Annotated in this window: 16 protein-coding genes and 5 tRNA genes; 7 read left to right on the top strand and 14 right to left on the bottom strand. The window is 66.7% G+C overall.

Going from position 1 to position 15,570, the window contains the following annotated elements; all coding sequences use genetic code 11:
- Positions 1-48: 48 nt before the first annotated feature.
- Together GQ56_RS0118385 and GQ56_RS0118380 are read left to right on the top strand one after the other, a co-directional pair.
- Positions 49-966, top strand: a complete 918-nt coding sequence (locus GQ56_RS0118385; protein ID WP_031400044.1) for a LysR family transcriptional regulator — start codon at positions 49-51, stop codon at positions 964-966.
- 103 nt (positions 967-1,069) lie between these two features.
- On the top strand, positions 1,070-1,573 hold the full coding sequence (locus GQ56_RS0118380; protein WP_031400043.1) for a GAF domain-containing protein: 504 nt from the start codon (positions 1,070-1,072) through the stop codon (positions 1,571-1,573).
- 155 nt (positions 1,574-1,728) lie between these two features.
- On the opposite strand, the gene map is transcribed toward GQ56_RS0118380, so the two are convergent.
- Together map and GQ56_RS0118370 are read right to left on the bottom strand one after the other, a co-directional pair.
- Entirely contained in the window at positions 1,729-2,535 is an 807-nt protein-coding gene (map, locus tag GQ56_RS0118375) for a type I methionyl aminopeptidase (protein ID WP_031400042.1), read from the bottom strand.
- A complete protein-coding gene (locus GQ56_RS0118370; protein WP_031400041.1) occupies positions 2,535-2,771 on the bottom strand; it encodes a ParD-like family protein in 237 nt (78 codons plus the stop codon). The genes map and GQ56_RS0118370 overlap by 1 nt, the downstream gene beginning before the upstream one ends.
- A 126-nt stretch (positions 2,772-2,897) precedes the next feature.
- Between GQ56_RS0118370 and GQ56_RS0118365 the strand changes: the two genes are divergently transcribed.
- On the top strand, positions 2,898-3,518 hold the full coding sequence (locus GQ56_RS0118365) for a helix-turn-helix domain-containing protein (protein WP_031400040.1): 621 nt from the start codon (positions 2,898-2,900) through the stop codon (positions 3,516-3,518).
- 58 nt (positions 3,519-3,576) lie between these two features.
- Positions 3,577-4,125, top strand: a complete 549-nt coding sequence (locus GQ56_RS0118360) for a GNAT family N-acetyltransferase (RefSeq protein ID WP_031400039.1) — start codon at positions 3,577-3,579, stop codon at positions 4,123-4,125.
- A gap of 92 nt (positions 4,126-4,217) precedes the next feature.
- On the opposite strand, the gene GQ56_RS0118355 is transcribed toward GQ56_RS0118360, so the two are convergent.
- From GQ56_RS0118355 to uvrC, 7 genes are all read right to left on the bottom strand, one after another.
- Positions 4,218-4,291: transfer RNA gene (locus tag GQ56_RS0118355), tRNA-Cys, on the bottom strand.
- 97 nt (positions 4,292-4,388) lie between these two features.
- A tRNA-Gly gene (locus GQ56_RS0118350) sits at positions 4,389-4,464 on the bottom strand.
- 51 nt (positions 4,465-4,515) lie between these two features.
- A tRNA-Gly gene (locus tag GQ56_RS0118345) sits at positions 4,516-4,591 on the bottom strand.
- A gap of 51 nt (positions 4,592-4,642) precedes the next feature.
- Positions 4,643-4,718 (bottom strand) — tRNA-Gly (locus GQ56_RS0118340).
- A gap of 53 nt (positions 4,719-4,771) precedes the next feature.
- Positions 4,772-4,847 (bottom strand) — tRNA-Gly (locus GQ56_RS0118335).
- 144 nt (positions 4,848-4,991) lie between these two features.
- Entirely contained in the window at positions 4,992-5,579 is a 588-nt protein-coding gene (pgsA, locus tag GQ56_RS0118330; RefSeq protein WP_031400038.1) for a CDP-diacylglycerol--glycerol-3-phosphate 3-phosphatidyltransferase, read from the bottom strand.
- Positions 5,580-5,669: 90 nt separating this feature from the next.
- The gene (gene uvrC / locus GQ56_RS0118325; RefSeq protein WP_031400037.1) at positions 5,670-7,739 is read right to left on the bottom strand and encodes an excinuclease ABC subunit UvrC; all 2,070 of its coding nucleotides are present in this window, start codon (positions 7,737-7,739) and stop codon (positions 5,670-5,672) included.
- Positions 7,740-7,815: 76 nt separating this feature from the next.
- Between uvrC and earP the strand changes: the two genes are divergently transcribed.
- The 3 genes from earP to GQ56_RS0118310 all read left to right on the top strand — a co-directional run bounded on the left by earP (position 7,816) and on the right by GQ56_RS0118310 (position 11,349).
- Positions 7,816-9,009 (top strand): elongation factor P maturation arginine rhamnosyltransferase EarP, encoded by a 1,194-nt coding sequence (earP, locus tag GQ56_RS0118320; protein ID WP_031400036.1) that lies wholly within the window; start codon positions 7,816-7,818, stop codon positions 9,007-9,009.
- A 128-nt stretch (positions 9,010-9,137) separates the two neighbouring features.
- On the top strand, positions 9,138-9,695 hold the full coding sequence (efp, locus tag GQ56_RS0118315; protein WP_031400035.1) for an elongation factor P: 558 nt from the start codon (positions 9,138-9,140) through the stop codon (positions 9,693-9,695).
- Positions 9,696-9,963: 268 nt separating this feature from the next.
- The gene (locus GQ56_RS0118310) at positions 9,964-11,349 is read left to right on the top strand and encodes a sigma-54-dependent transcriptional regulator (protein WP_031400034.1); all 1,386 of its coding nucleotides are present in this window, start codon (positions 9,964-9,966) and stop codon (positions 11,347-11,349) included.
- Positions 11,350-11,521: 172 nt separating this feature from the next.
- Here GQ56_RS0118310 and nagZ read toward each other — a convergent pair whose 3' ends face one another.
- From nagZ to era, 5 genes are all read right to left on the bottom strand, one after another.
- Complete coding sequence (gene nagZ / locus GQ56_RS0118305) at positions 11,522-12,550, bottom strand: beta-N-acetylhexosaminidase (RefSeq protein WP_031400033.1); 1,029 nt, start codon at positions 12,548-12,550, stop codon at positions 11,522-11,524.
- Positions 12,551-12,566: 16 nt separating this feature from the next.
- A complete protein-coding gene (acpS, locus tag GQ56_RS0118300; RefSeq protein ID WP_031400032.1) occupies positions 12,567-12,995 on the bottom strand; it encodes a holo-ACP synthase in 429 nt (142 codons plus the stop codon).
- A 72-nt stretch (positions 12,996-13,067) separates the two neighbouring features.
- Positions 13,068-13,844 (bottom strand): pyridoxine 5'-phosphate synthase, encoded by a 777-nt coding sequence (gene pdxJ, locus GQ56_RS0118295; RefSeq protein ID WP_031400031.1) that lies wholly within the window; start codon positions 13,842-13,844, stop codon positions 13,068-13,070.
- Positions 13,841-14,677: a DNA repair protein RecO gene (gene recO / locus GQ56_RS0118290; protein ID WP_031400030.1), complete on the bottom strand. Its 837-nt coding sequence runs from the start codon at positions 14,675-14,677 to the stop codon at positions 13,841-13,843. Before recO ends, pdxJ begins: the two co-directional genes overlap by 4 nt.
- Positions 14,664-15,563 (bottom strand): GTPase Era, encoded by a 900-nt coding sequence (era, locus tag GQ56_RS0118285; RefSeq protein ID WP_031400029.1) that lies wholly within the window; start codon positions 15,561-15,563, stop codon positions 14,664-14,666. Before era ends, recO begins: the two co-directional genes overlap by 14 nt.
- Positions 15,564-15,570 lie beyond the last annotated feature (7 nt).

Below are 15,570 nucleotides of genomic sequence, written 5' to 3'. Positions count from 1 at the left end.
AACGATCGATCCGGTAGACTGCCGAAATCGCACTCAGCGTTCCATTTCATGAACGATAAAGCGCGAGATCTGAACGATCTCTACTACTTCGTGCAGGTCGTCGAACACGGCGGCTTCGCGCCGGCCGGGCGTGCGCTGGACATGCCGAAATCGAAGCTCAGCCGCCGCATCGCGCTGCTCGAGGCGCGGCTCGGGATGCGGCTGATCCAGCGCTCGACGCGCCGTTTCACGGTCACCGACGTCGGCCAGACCTATTACGCACATTGCCGCGCGATGCTCGTCGAGGCCGACGCGGCCGACGAGGCGATCGCGCTGTTGCACGAGGAGCCGCGCGGCATCGTGCGCGTCAGTTGCCCGATCGCGCTGCTCGATGCGCTGGTCGGCACGATGATCGCCGCGTTCATGGTCGCGTGCCCGCGCGTCGAGATTCATCTGGAAGCAACCAACCGGCGCGTCGACGTGGTCGGCGAAGGAATCGACGTCGCGATCCGCGTGCGCCCGGCGCCGCTCGAGGACAGCGATCTCGCGCTGCGCGTGCTGGCCGAGCGCGGCCAGTGCCTCGTCGCGAGCCCCGTGCTGCTGCGCGAGCACGGCGTGCCGGCCGTTCCCGCCGATCTCGCGCGCCTGCCGAGCCTCGATCACGGCGCCCCGCAGTCCACCCACGTGTGGCGGCTGCGCGGGCCCGACGGCGCTCACGCCGAAATCCACCACCAGCCGCGCTTCGTGACGGGCGGCATGCTCGCGCTGCGCGCGGCGGCGGTCGCGGGAGTCGGCGTCGTGCAATTGCCGACGATGATGGTGCGCGATCAGGTCGCGCGCGGCGAGCTGACGACCGTGTTGCCGGACTGGGCACCGCGCCGCGAGATCGTGCATGCCGTGTTCGCGTCGCGCCGGGGGTTGCTGCCCGCGGTGCGGGCGCTGCTCGATTTCCTCGCGGAGCGGTTCGCCGAACTCGAACCCGATTGAGCGCACCGCGTCCCGCGCATCCGGACGCTGCAGACCGCGCGCGCGTGCCGTAGACTGCGCTACGCGCATCGCGCATTTTCGCAACCCCTACCCGCTTCCCGCCATGTTCACGCTGTCCAACGACCCCAACGCCTCCAAGGCCGATCAATACGCGACGCTCGTCGAGCAGGCGCGCGCGCTCGTCGAATCCGAACGCGACCCGATCGCGAACGCGGCGAATTTCTCCGCACTCGTCTATCACTCGCTCGACCGTCTCAACTGGGCCGGCTTCTACTTCTTCGACGGGACGGAACTCGTGGTCGGGCCATTCCAGGGCAAGCCCGCCTGCGTGCGGATCGCGCTCGGCAAGGGCGTGTGCGGCACAGCCGCCCAAACGCGCGAGACGCAGGTCGTGCGCGACGTGCACGACTTCCCCGGCCATATCGCCTGCGACGCGGCATCGGAATCGGAAATCGTCGTGCCGCTGGTGGCCGGCGACGGCACGCTGATCGGCGTGTGGGACGTCGACAGCCCGGTCGCCGCGCGCTTCGACGACGAGGACCGCAAGGGGATGGAAGCGCTGTGCCGCGTGTTCGTCGAACACGCATGGCAGAAGGCGCGCGGCTGAGCAGCGCTCACGTCGCCGCATTGATGCATCGAGCCGCCGGCCGCCGCGTGCGCGCGTGAAGCGCGCCGCGCCGCGCGGCCTCGAACGAAACGGGCCCCGCGAAGGGGCCCGATCCTTTGCATCGCTGCGTCGCCCTTCGCGACGCGGTGCCGGCGTCAGGCGGCGTGCGTGCCGGAGAGCGCCGGGAACGCGTGCGGCTTCGCATCCTCGGTCAGCACCTCGAAGCCGGTTTCCGTCACCACGACCATGTGCTCCCATTGCGCCGACAGCGAATGGTCCTTCGTGACGACCGTCCAGCCGTCCGCCAGCACGTGCGTGTCGCGCTTGCCCGCGTTGAGCATCGGCTCGATCGTGAAGATCATCCCCGGCCGGAGCGGCACGCCGGTGCCCGGGCGACCGTAGTGCAGCACCTGCGGCTCGTCGTGATAGACGTCGCCGATACCGTGCCCGCAATACTCGCGAACCACGCTGAACCCCTCGCGGTGCGCGACCTGCTGGATCGCGTAGCCGACGTCGCCGAGCGTCGCGCCCGGACGCACCGCGCGGATGCCCGCGTGCATCGCCTCGTAGGTCGCCGCGACGAGGCGCCGCGCGAGCGCGTTCGGCTCGCCGACGAAATACATGCGGCTCGTATCGCCGTACCAGCCGTCCTTGATCACCGCGATGTCGAGATTCACGATGTCGCCGTCGCGCATCGGCCGCGACGTCGGAATGCCGTGACAGACCACGTGGTTGACCGACGTGCACAGCGTCTTCGGATAGCCGTGATAGCCGATGTTCGCCGGAATCGCACCGAGGACGTCGACGATGTATTCGCGACAGCGGACATCCAGTTCGTCGGTGGAGACGCCAGGCTTCACGTGCTCGGTGATCATCGTCAGCACCTGCGACGCCAGCTTCGCCGCCTCGCGCGACTTGGCGATTTCCGCTGCACCGCGGATCGGGATTTCGCGCTTCGCCATTACGCCACCTGCTCGACGCCGTGCTCGACCGGTTCCACCGGCCCCGCCTCACCACCCCGCGCCTCGGCCTCGATCAGCATCCGGCAGATATCGCCGTAGGACAGCGCGGGATTGAGTTCCGCCAGCATCCCGACGCGCAGCCAGTGTTCCGCCTGTGCGTTGATCGAACGACTCAGCGCCGTGCTGGTCGAGCGCAGCCGCTCGTGCATGTGCTCGGAAATCTTGATGATGCCCATATATCCCCAATTAAACGAATCATAGTCGATTCGTATATTACGCTGCGTGCGACTGCCGGGCAAGCCGTCCCGCGGGTGTCATGGTCGTTGACATCGAATTCCAGTTTGCTGGAAAATAAATCCATCATGAAAGAAACGCCCTCCGCTACCGACGACACCGGCATCAACGAACGCATCGCCAGGCGCGTGCGCGACCTGCGCACCCATCGAGGCTATACGCTCGATGGGCTTGCCGCGCGCTCCGGCGTCAGCCGCTCGATGATCTCCCTCATCGAACGCGCGTCGGCCAGCCCGACGGCCATCGTGCTGGACAAGCTCGCGGCCGGGCTCGGCGTGTCGCTGGCCGGGCTGTTCGACGGCGAGCGCGACGGCTCGCCCGTGCGGCCGCTCGTGCGGCGCGCGCAGCAGGCCGAATGGCGCGATCCGGCATCGGGCTACGTGCGGCGCAATCTGTCGCCGCCCGGCTGGCCGTCGCCGATCCAGCTCGTCGAGGTAAATTTTCCGCCCGGTGCGCGCGTCGCATACGACACCGGCGGACGCGACCACGCCATGCACCAGCAGGTATGGGTCGTCCACGGCCGCGTCGACGTCACGTTCGGCGATCGGCTTCACGAACTTCACGAAGGCGACTGCCTGGCCATCCGGCTCGACCAGCCGCTGATCTTCAGCAATCCGTCGTCGCAGGCCGCGCGCTATGTCGTCGCGATCTGCGACGCGTCCGCCACCACCGGCGTGCGAAGCCTTTGACGACCGCGTCACCGCCGCGACCGTGCGCGCGATCCGCGCGCCACCCACAGGAGCCCGTATGAATTCCCCGAAACAACGCGACGACGTGCGCCTGATCGATTGCAGCGAGGCCGTGCATGCGCCGGCCATCCTCGAGATCCTCAACGACGCGATCGCGAACTCGACCGCGCTGTACGACTACAAGCCGCGCCCGCCGGAAGCGATGGTCGCGTGGTTCGCGGCGAAACGCGCGGGCGGCTTCCCGGTGATCGGCGCGGTCGACGCATCGGGCACGCTGCTCGGCTTCGCGAGCTGGGGCACGTTCCGGGCGTTTCCCGCCTTCAAGTACACGGTCGAACACAGCGTGTACGTGCATTGCGACCAGCGCGGCCGCGGGCTCGGCGAGATATTGCTGCGGGAAGTGGTGCGACGCGCGCGGGAAGCGCAGGTGCACGTGCTGGTCGGCTGCATCGACGCAGCCAATGCCGGGAGCATCGCACTGCATACGAAACTGGGATTCATGCACTCGGGTACGATCGCGGAGGCGGGATTCAAGTTCGGCCGCTGGCTCGATGCGGCGTTCTATCAGTTGACGCTCGAGACGCCGGCGCAGCCGGTGGACGGGTGATCGCCGGGCAGGCGTCGCACGCCCGGCGGCCGCGAATTCTGCGCTGAAAAAAGAAAAAGCCCTGATTTCTCAGGGCTTTTTCTCTTCTTACTTGGAGGCGCGAGCCGGAGTCGAACCGGCCTAAACGGCTTTGCAGGCCGCTGCATAACCGCTTTGCTATCGCGCCAAAAGCGGACTGTCCGGATGCCGTGAGGCAAGCGACAGATTTTTATTCGACGACGACCTGTCCATCAAATAAAAAGGGAAGCGTGGCTTCCCATTACTGGAGCGGGAGACGAGTCTCGAACTCGCGACCTCAACCTTGGCAAGGTTGCGCTCTACCAACTGAGCTACTCCCGCATTGTCCTGCATCTGCAGCGCTTCGCCGTACAACACGCTGCCAGAAAAATCTGGAGCGGGAGACGAGTCTCGAACTCGCGACCTCAACCTTGGCAAGGTTGCGCTCTACCAACTGAGCTACTCCCGCATTGTCCTGCATCTGCAGCGCTTCGCCGTACAACACGCTGCCAGAAAAATCTGGAGCGGGAGACGAGTCTCGAACTCGCGACCTCAACCTTGGCAAGGTTGCGCTCTACCAACTGAGCTACTCCCGCATATGTCCTGCATCTGCAGCGCTTCGCCGTACAACACGCTGCCAGAAAAATTCTGGAGCGGGAGACGAGTCTCGAACTCGCGACCTCAACCTTGGCAAGGTTGCGCTCTACCAACTGAGCTACTCCCGCGTATTGCTGCGCTACTGCTTCCCCGTCACACACTTGCTTTGTCGTGCAGCGGAGAAGCGAGATTATGTCGAAGGCACATTCGTGTGTCAAGGGCTTTTCCAGCCCTTTTTCCAAAAACGTGCCCCGCCGGCTGCGCGGCGCGGGTCACGCTCCGCCGCGCTCGCGAATCTGCGGCCACGCAAGCTTCATGTAGTACAGCATCGACCAGATCGTCAGCACCGCCGCGAGATACATCAGCCACTCGCCCCACACGCGCGTGTCGATCGTCACGATGCCGAGCGGCAGCGGCGCGTAGAACAGCAGCATCGGAATCGCGACCATCTGGCATGCGGTCTTGAACTTGCCGAGCTGGTTCACCGCGACGCTCTTCGATGCGCCGATCTGCGCCATCCACTCGCGCAGCGCCGAAATCGCGATCTCGCGGCCGACGATCACGAGCGCGATCGCCGCGTCGACCCGCGAAATCTGCACGAGGATCAGCAGCGCGGCCGTCACCATCAGCTTGTCCGCGACCGGATCGAGAAAGGCGCCGAACGACGACGTCTGGTTCCACTTGCGCGCGAGGTAGCCGTCGAACCAGTCGGTCAGCGCGGCGAGGATGAAGATCGCCGCCGCCGCGAAATTGCGGTGCGCGCCGCCCATCACCGTGTCCGGCAGATAGAACACGCCGACGACGAGCGGAATCAGCACGATCCGTACCCACGTCAGGAAAATCGGGAAATTGAACGGCATGGCATGCGGGACAGTAAAGGATTCGCAATTGTGCCGTGTCGACCGGCCTGCCACAAGAACGCCGGCAAGGCGGCAGGCCGCACGGGCGCGTCAGTGAAGCTGCTTGTAGATCTGCTCGGCGAGCGCGTGCGAGATGCCCTCGACGCTCGCGAGCTCCTCGACGCTCGCGGCCACCACGCCGCGCAATCCGCCGAACCGCGCGAGCAGCCGCTGCCGGCGCTTCGCGCCGACCCCCTCGAGCTCCTCGAGCCGCGACGTCTGGCGGGCCTTCGCCCGTTTCGCGCGCATGCCGGTAATCGCGAAACGGTGCGCCTCGTCGCGGATCTGCGCGACCAGCATCAGCGCGGCGCTCTCCTTGCCGAGTTCGAGCGGCATGCGGCCGTCCGCGAACACGAGCGTCTCGAGGCCGACCTTGCGCCCCTCGCCTTTCGCGACGCCCACCAGCATCGACGTGTCGAGGCCGAGCTCGGTGAACACCTGGCGCGCGATTTCGACCTGACCCTTGCCGCCGTCGATCAGCACGATGTTCGGCAGCAGGCCCGACGCCTCCGCCTGGCGCGTCGACTCGCCGTCGATGCCGGCCGCCTCGTCGACGGCCGCCGCCTGCGCGGCCTGCTCGACCATTTTCTCGTAGCGGCGCGTGAGCACCTGCCGCATCGCCGCGTAATCGTCGCCCGGCGTGATGCCGGTGATGTTGTAGCGGCGGTACTCGCCCGACTGCATCTTGTGATGGTGGTAGACGACGCACGACGCCTGCGTCGCCTCGCCCATCGTATGGCTGATGTCGAAGCACTCGATCCGCAGCGTCGCGAGGTCGTCGCAGTCGTAGCTGAGGGTCTCCGCGAGCGCACGCGTGCGCGCCTGCTGCGAGCCCTGCTCGGACAGCAGGCGCATCAGCGCGATCTGCGCGTTCTGTTCGGCCATCGACAGCCACGCGCGCCGCTGGCCCTGCGGCTGCCGCACCAGCGACACCTTGTGGCCGGCCTGCTCGGACAGCAGTTCCAGCAGATCGCGGCTCGCGGGCGCATGGCTGACGACGAGCACCGGCGGCACGCGATTGCCGAGATAGTGCTGCGCGATGAACGCGTCGAGCACCTCGGCCTCGATCGACGCCGCCGCGCCGCCGCGCGCGTTGCCGGATTGTTCCGTGGATACGTCCGGCGCCGCGTCGGCGGTCGCACCGACTGCACCGGCCGCGCCGGCCGCACCGGTTGCATCGGCCGCCTCCGGCGCTTCCGTCTCATCGCCGAGACCGCCCTCGGCAAGGGTCAACGCGCTTTCGACATGCGTCGGGAAATACGCCTTGTCGCCGAGATGCCGCCCGCCGCGCACCATCGCGAGGTTCACGCACACGCGCCCGCCCTGCGCGACGACGGCCAGGATGTCGACGTCGCTGTCGCTGCCGACCTCGATCGCCTGCTGGTGCAGCACCGTCGCGAGCGAGCTCATCTGGTTGCGCACGGCCGCCGCCTGCTCGAATTTCAGTTCGGCCGCGAACGCATGCATCTTCTGTTCGAGTTCCTTCATCACCTCGGACTGCCGGCCGAGCAGGAAACGCGCGGCATTCGACACGTCGATCGCGTAATCGTCATCGGAAATCGCGCCGACGCACGGCGCCGTGCAGCGGCCGATCTGGTGCAGCAGGCAAGGCCGCGTCCGGTTGTTGAAGACCGAATCCTCGCAGGTGCGCAGCTGGAACACGCGCTGCAGGATCTGGATGCTCTCGCGCACGGCCCATGCGCTCGGGAACGGCCCGAAATACTGGTTCTGCTTGTCGACCGAGCCGCGGTAATAGGCCATGCGCGGAAAGCGGTGCGCGGTGAGCTTCAGGTACGGATACGACTTGTCGTCGCGAAACAGGATGTTGTAGCGCGGCGCGAGCGCCTTGATCAGGTTGTTCTCGAGCAGCAGCGCTTCGGCCTCGGAGCGTGTGACGGTCGTTTCGATGCGCGCGATGCGCGTGACCATCATCGCGATGCGCGGCGACAGCTGCGTCTTCGTGAAATAGCTCGACACGCGCTTCTTCAGGTCGCGCGCCTTGCCGACGTAGAGAACGGCGCCCGCCGTGTCGTAATAGCGATAGACGCCCGGCATGTGCGGCAACTGCGCAAGGAACTTCTTCGGTTCGAACGGGGTATCGGGAGCTTCAGGGGATGTCATGCGTGATCCGGGCGCCTTGTAACGCGGAACGGGTCCATTAGAATCGCCAGTTTAGAGCATTCACCGGCCCGCTTCGATGCCACGCACCACCGCTGCCCCCCTGCCCGCCGCGCCGCTCGCGCCGGGCGAACCGATCGCCTGCGACCTCTTCTGTACGGTGATCGACAATTTCGGCGACATCGGCGTCTGCTGGCGCGTCGCGCGCCAGCTCGCGCACGAACACGGCTGGCAGGTTCGCCTGTTCGTCGACGACCTGCGCACGTTCGCGCGCCTGCTGCCGGGGCTCGATCCCGACGCGCCACGGCAGACGGTCGACTCGATCGCGGTCGAACACTGGCATGCGGAAGCCGGCGACGCGCTGGAAATCGCCGACGTCGTGATCGAGGCGTTCGCGTGCGAGCTGCCCGGCGCGTATCTCGCGGCGATGGCGCGCCGCACGCGTCGCCCGGTGTGGATCAACCTCGAATACCTGAGCGCCGAGGACTGGGTCGCCGATTTCCATCTGCGGCCGTCGCCGCATCCGCGCTACCCGCTGCTGAAGACGTTTTTCTTCCCGGGCCTGTCGGCCGGCACCGGCGGCGTCCTGAAGGAGCGCGACCTCGATGCGCGCCGCCTCGCCTTCGAGACCGACGCGGCGGCACGCGCCGCGTGGTGGCAACGCGCGACCGGCGGCCCGCCGCCGGCGCCCGGCACGACGGTCGTCAGCCTGTTCGCGTACGAGAATCCGGCCGTCGACGCACTGCTCGCGCAGTGGCGCGACGGCCCGTCGCCCGTCGTCGCACTCGTGCCGGCCGGCCGCGTGTCGCCCGCCGTCGCGCGCTTCTTCGGCGTCGAATCGTTCGGCGCGGGCGCGCACGCACGCAGCGGCAACCTGGTCGCACACGGGCTCGCGTTCGTTCCGCAGGCCGACTACGATCCGCTGCTGTGGGTGGCCGATGCCAACTTCGTGCGCGGCGAGGATTCGTTCGTCCGCGCGCAGTGGGCGCGCAAGCCGTTCGTGTGGCACATCTACCCACAGGCCGACGACGCGCACCTGCCGAAACTCGACGCCGCGCTCGCGCACCTGTCGGCCGGGCTCGCCGACGCGCCGCGCGCCGCGCTCGAGCGGTTCTGGCATGCATGGAACGGCGCCGGCACGCCCGACTGGGCCGATCTCTGGCAACACCGCGCGGCGCTCGACGCCAACGCGAGCCGCTGGGCCGACGCGCTCGCGGCCGTCGGCGATCTCGCCGGAAAGCTGGCGGAATTCGCAAAATCTCAGTTAAAATAAGCGGTTATCCGACGGCTGACCACGCAAGCGCTCGCTTTGGCGCCCACCGGAACGCGTCTGCTTGGCGCCTCACCCGTTGTGCAACGCTCAGGCACCTATTTATTTGATTTGATCAGGACAGTTTTTTTATGAAAACCGCACAGGAACTCCGCGTAGGCAACGTCGTGCAGATCGGCAGCGATGCCTGGGTTATCGCAAAGACGGAATACAACAAGTCGGGCCGTAACGCCGCCGTCGTCAAGATGAAGATGAAGAACCTGCTGTCCAACGCAGGTCAGGAATCGGTCTACAAGGCTGACGACAAGTTCGAAGTCGTTGTGCTCGACCGCAAGGAAGTGACGTACTCGTACTTCGCCGACCCGATGTACGTGTTCATGGACGCCGACTACAACCAGTACGAAGTCGAAGCCGAAATGATGGGCGAAGCGCTGAACTACCTCGAAGACGGCATGGCTTGCGAAGTCGTGTTCTACAACGAGAAGGCGATCTCGGTCGAACTGCCGACGATCCTCGTTCGCGAGATCACCTACACGGAACCGGCCGTCAAGGGCGACACGTCGTCGGGCAAGGTGCTGAAGAACGCGAAGCTCGCCACGGGCTTCGAACTGCAAGTGCCGCTGTTCTGCAACACCGGCGACAAGATCGAAATCGATACGCGTACGAACGAGTACCGCAGCCGCGCGTAATCGCCAGCGATACCTGCATCGAACAAAGCGCCCTTCGGGGCGCTTTTTGTTTGCCTGGCGCCAACAGCGCGCGACCCGACCCCGATAAAAAGCGCAAAAGCCACCGGTAAAGATATTCAATTTGTATCATCGGTAACTGTTTTACAGTGCCCGATAAATAATGTTCGTTACGCGTTCGGCGGGGCATAAAATCAGTCTTTAATCTGACATGCGGCTGCGGCCCCGGGGGGCCGACAGCCCGCCTCTCTTGACTCGACTCGCGTTCACCATGCCACACGCCCTGATTGTCGAAGACGATCCCAACAGTCTGTCCGGCCTCACTGCGCTGCTCGCCGCGGACGGCTTCTCGGTCGACACCGCCACGTCGCTGGCCGAAGCGCGCACGGCGCTCGGCCGCTCGATTCCCGATGTCGTCCTCGTCGACCTGAACCTGCCCGACGGCAGCGGGTTCGACCTGCTGCAGCACTTGCCGCAGCAACAGCCGAACGGCTCGCTGCCCGTCATCGTGCTGACCGGCAATGCGACGGTCGAGAGCGCCATCGAGGGCTTGCGTCACGGCATCTGGGACTACCTGCTGAAGCCGATCAACATCCCGCGCCTGCGCAGCCTGCTGGCGCGGATCCCCCGTCCGTACGAACTGATCGACGAAGTGCAGTCGCTGCGCGCATCGCTGCGCCATCTCGGCCGCTTCGGCGCGCTGGTCGGCCGCAGCGACGCGATGCAACACGTGTACGACATGATCGAGCACAACGGGCGTACCGAAACGGCCGTCCTGTTCTCGGGCGAGGCCGGTACCGGCAAGAAGCTGGCCGCGCGCACGCTGCACGACCTGAGCCGGCGCCGCAAGGGGCCGTTCGTGTCGTTCGACTGCCGCACCATCGCGCAGGCCGGCCGGCACGGCGCACCGCTCGACAGCGTGCTGTTCGGCCATGAGCGCGGTGCGTTCGATGGCGCCGAGCGACGCGAATCGGGCCTGTTCGAACAGGCCGGCGGCGGCACGCTGTTCCTCGACGAAATCACCGCGCTGCCGCTCGTGCTGCAGGAAGCGCTGCTGCAAGCGCTCGATTCGCAGAACTTCATGCGCATCGGCGGCACGAGCGCGATCGCCAGCGATTTCCGGCTGATCGCCACCACGCGCCGCCCGGCGCGCGAAGCTGTCGCGAACGGCACGCTGCGCGAGGATCTCTGGTTGCGCCTCGACGCGGCGGCGATCACGATGCCGCCGCTGCGCGAGCGCGATGGCGATGCGCTCGCGATCGCGGACGCGCTGATCGACGAACTGAATCGCGACGCGCGCGCAACCGGCCGCAGCACGACCGACAAGCGCGCGGCTCCGGGCTTCGTCCGCGAATGCCTTTCCTACGAATGGCCGGGCAACGTGCGCGAACTGCAGGAACGCGTACGCTTCGCGTACGACGCATCGGGCGACTTCATCGAGACGCTGCGCGCAGGTGAAGCAAGCTTCTCCTCCGGCGCGGCGCTGAACGGCAGCAGCGTGCAGATCAAGGTCGGCACGCCGCTGTCCGACGTCGAGGATCTGCTGATCCGCGCGACCCTCGACGCGGTCGGCGGCACGCGCCACCGTGCGGCGACGCTGCTCGGCATCAGCCCGAAGACGCTGTACAACAAGCTGCAGCGGATGAAGGTGAACTGAGCAGGCGGCGACGGAATACGGGCGCTGGCCGGGTCTGACCGTTAGTTGCGCTCAAGTTCGCCATGCCGACGGCCGATCCGTATCCGCCGCCCGGCAGAAAAAAAGCCGCGCAATTGCGCGGCTTTTTGCTGCGACGGCCGGGATGACGTGAACCGCGCCACCCCCTTCCCGCTCAGGCCAGTGCGCTTTTCAACAACGCCTGCGCCTGCAGATAGGCAGGCTGCGCGATCAGCTTGTCCCACTTGAGCGCCTTGCCGCGCGCACACATCCGTTTGATGCGTCGCACCGACTCGGCCGACGGCTGCGCCTTCAGCCCGTTCAGCACGACCTCGGCCGCATCAGGCTGATTGCAGACGAGCACCATGTCGCACCCGGCGGCAAGCGCGGCGTCGGCCGCCTGCGTGAGCGTGCCGCCTTCGCGCGCGGCCTCCATCGACAGGTCGTCGCTGAAGATCGCGCCTGTAAAGCCGAGCCGCCCGCGCAGGATGTCCTGCAGCCACACCCGAGAGAAACCCGCCGGCCGCTTGTCGACCTGCGTATAGATCACGTGCGCGGGAATCACCGCGGACAGCGACAGGCCGAGCCAGTCGTAAGGCGCGACGTCCTGCTCGAGGATCGCATCGAGCGCGCGATCGTCGGTCGGCAGGGCGACGTGCGAATCGGCCTCCGCGAAGCCGTGCCCGGGAAAATGCTTGCCGCAGTTCGCCATCCCGGCAAGCGACAACCCGTGGTTCAGGCTCTTCGCGAGCAGCGTGACGACGCGCGGGTCGCGATGGAACGCGCGATCCCCGATCACCTTCGAGTGCCCGTAGTCGAGGTCGAGCACCGGCGTGAAGCTCATGTCGATCCCGCATGCACGCAGTTCGGCGGCCAGGACGTAGCCGACGGCGGTCGCCACCTTCGTCGCGAGCAGCACGTCGCGATCCCACAGCTCGCCGAGGCGACGCATTGCAGGCAGCACCGTGAAACCGTCGGTGCGGAAACGCTGCACGCGTCCGCCTTCGTGGTCGACGGCGATCAGGATATCTTCGCGCACCGCGCGGATCGAGTCGGTCAGCGCGGTCAGTTGCGCGCGGTCCTGGAAATGCCGCGCGAACAGGATCACGCCGCCGGTGTTCGGATGCGCGAGGCGCCGCGCATCGTCGCGCGACAGGGTCGTGCCGACGACGTCGAGCATGACCGGGCCGGGAGTCGTTTTCATCGAATCGGGAATTCCGTCAGGAGGGGGTTCGGGAAACAGGGGCAGGCGCGGCGTCCGTTTCGGCGATCACGAACGACACCGCATAGTCGCGTTCGTCGCTGACCGTCACGCGCGCCGTGATGCCGCGCGCGGCAAGCCAGTCCGCCAGCTCGCCCGACGCGACCACGTACGGCTCGCCGCTCGGGCGGTTGAGCGTCTGCAGCGCACGCCACGTCATCGGCCAGTGCATGCCGAGCCCGATCGCCTTCGAGAACGCTTCCTTCGCGGAAAAGCGCGTCGCCAGGAACGCGATGCCGCGCGCCTCGGAGCGTGCGCGGCGCGCGTGGAACACGCGCAGTTCGTCGGGGCCCAGCACTTTCTCGGCAAAGCGGCCACCCGTGCGTTCGAGCACGGCCGCGATGCGGCTCACCTGGGCGATATCGGTGCCGATGCCGTAGATCGCCATGTCAGTGCGCGCCGGTACGCCCCGGCGCGGCCGGGTCAGGCACGACGTGCGATGCGCGCCGGCTTGCCATCTTCAGCGTGCGCCGCCGTGCAGCGCGGCCACGCGCGCGGCAACCATGATCGCCTTCATCTCGCGCACCGCGTTGTCCCAGCCCGCGAAGATCGCATGCGCGACGATCGCGTGGCCGATGTTCAGCTCGACGATGCCGTCGATCGCGGCAATCTGCTGCACGTTCGTGTAATGCAGGCCGTGGCCCGCGTTGACCTTCAGGCCGAGCTGCGCGCCGGCCTGCACACCGGCGACGATGCGCTCGTATTCGCGCTGCTGCTCGGCTTCGTCGTGAGCCTCGGCATAACGGCCCGTATGCAGCTCGATCACCGGCGCGCCCGCTTCGTGCGCGGCGCGGATCTGCGTCTCGTCCGGGTCGATGAACAGCGACACGCGCACGCCCACGTCGGCAAGCTGCTTGCACGCCGCACGCACGGCCTCGAAGTGGCCGGCGACGTCGAGACCGCCTTCGGTCGTCAGTTCCTCGCGCTTCTCGGGCACGAGGCACGCGTCGTGCGGGCGCACCTCGCATGCGATATCGAGCATCTCGGCCGTCACCGCGCATTCGAGATTCATGCGCGTCTTCAGCAGCGGTCGCAGCTTGCGCACATCCGCATCGACGATGTGGCGGCGGTCCTCGCGCAGATGCAGCGTGATCGCATCCGCACCGGCTTCCTCGGCGGCGAGCGCCGCGCGGATCGGGTCCGGGTAGGTCGTGCCGCGCGCATTGCGCAGCGTCGCGACGTGGTCGATGTTCACGCCGAGGTCGATGGCGGTGGGCGTTGTCAGGAAGAAGCTCATAGGTTTTGCAGGTCGATCAGGATCTGACGCGTGGCAAGCGGCGTACCGCCGAGATAGGTGTTCAGCAGGAAGCGCATCAGCGTCTTGCTTTGCGCAACCGTCTGGGCTCGATGGTAATCGTCCTGCTCCATGTCGAGCAACGTCTGTCCGGAAATGACCGGCCAGTGCGACGGAACGTCGTCGTCCGCATTGCGCACGCCGCGCTCGGGATCGAACACGTAGCGGCGGTCAGGCTCGACCGTGCGGCGCGCGACCGTGCGGTTCAGCGCCATCGCGTAGCCGGTCTCGCGCAACAGCACGCGCTCGAACGAGCGCAGCACCTGCACCGCGGGCTCGCCGTGGGCGAGGCGCGTGAGGGTCAGCACGTAGTGGTTGAAAAGCGGCGGCTGGGGATCCTCGCGCGCGCAGAATTTGACCAGCAGTTCGTTCGCGTAGAAGCCGCACAGCAACCCGTCGCCGCCGAGCGGCAGCATCCCGCCGACCCACTCGGCGCCCGTCAGCGTGCGCACCTCGGATTTGCCCGACCAGGACAGCAGCAGCGGCTGGAAGGTCTGCAGTACGCCGCGCAATGCGGAGTGCGGGCGCTTCGCGCCCTTCGCGACGAGCGCGAGCCGGCCATGATCGCGCGTCAATACATCGACGATCAGGCTCGTTTCACGGTACGGATAGCTGTGCAGCACGAACGCCGGCTGCTCGGCGACGCGGAAATCGGACGTGCGAGACGTCGCGCGCCGCGCCTTGCGCGGCGGTTCGGGCGGTGCCGGCAGCGGCGCGTCGTTCGCGCCGGCCGTCACCGCGTCTTCGGTCGACGTCAGCGCGTCATTCGTACCCATAGGCGCGCAGCCCCGCCTCGTTGTCGGCCCAGCCACTCTTCACCTTCACGAAGGTCTCGAGGTACACGGGGCCGTCGAACAGCTTCTCCATGTCCATCCGCGCCTCGGTGCTGATCTGCTTGAGCTTCTCGCCCTTCTTGCCGATCACCATCGCCTTGTGCGAATCGCGCTCGACGAGGATCGTCGCGAAGATGCGCTTCAGGCGCCCTTCCTCCTCGAACTTGTCGATCAGCACGGTGCTCGTGTACGGCAGTTCGTCGCCGGTCCAGCGGAACACCTTCTCACGCAGGATTTCAGCCGCGAGGAAGCGCGAGCTGCGATCGGTCAGCTCGTCCTCGCCGTAGATCGGCTCGCCTTCCGGCAGGTACGGCTTGATCGTGTCCAGCAGGCGCTTGATGTCTTCCGGCCGCTGCGCCGACAACGGCACGAGCTCGGTGAACTCGCGCAACGTGCTCATCTGCTGCATGAACGGGAACAGCGTCGCCTTGTCGTTCACGCGGTCGATCTTGTTCGCGATCAGCAGGGTCGGCATGCCGGGCGGGATCAGGTCGAGCACCTTCTGGTCATCGGGCCCGAAGCGGCCGGCCTCGATCACGAACAGGATCACGTCGACCGATGTCAGCGTCGACGTGACCGCGCGGTTCAGCGAGCGGTTCAGCGCGGTGCTGTGACGGGTCTGGAAGCCCGGCGTATCGACGAACACGAATTGCGCGTCGTCGAACGTGTTGATGCCGGTGATGCGGTGACGGGTCGTCTGCGCCTTGCGCGACGTGATGCTGATCTTCTGGCCGACGAGTGCGTTCATCAACGTCGACTTGCCGACGTTCGGGCGGCCCACGATCGCGATCATGCCGCAACGGAAACCGGTAGGAGCGGGAGTGTTCATATCGTTT

Source organism: Burkholderia paludis, assembly GCF_000732615.1.
GTDB classification, from domain to species: Bacteria; Pseudomonadota; Gammaproteobacteria; order Burkholderiales; family Burkholderiaceae; genus Burkholderia; species Burkholderia paludis.
This window is presented reverse-complemented; position numbering and strand designations above follow the sequence as displayed.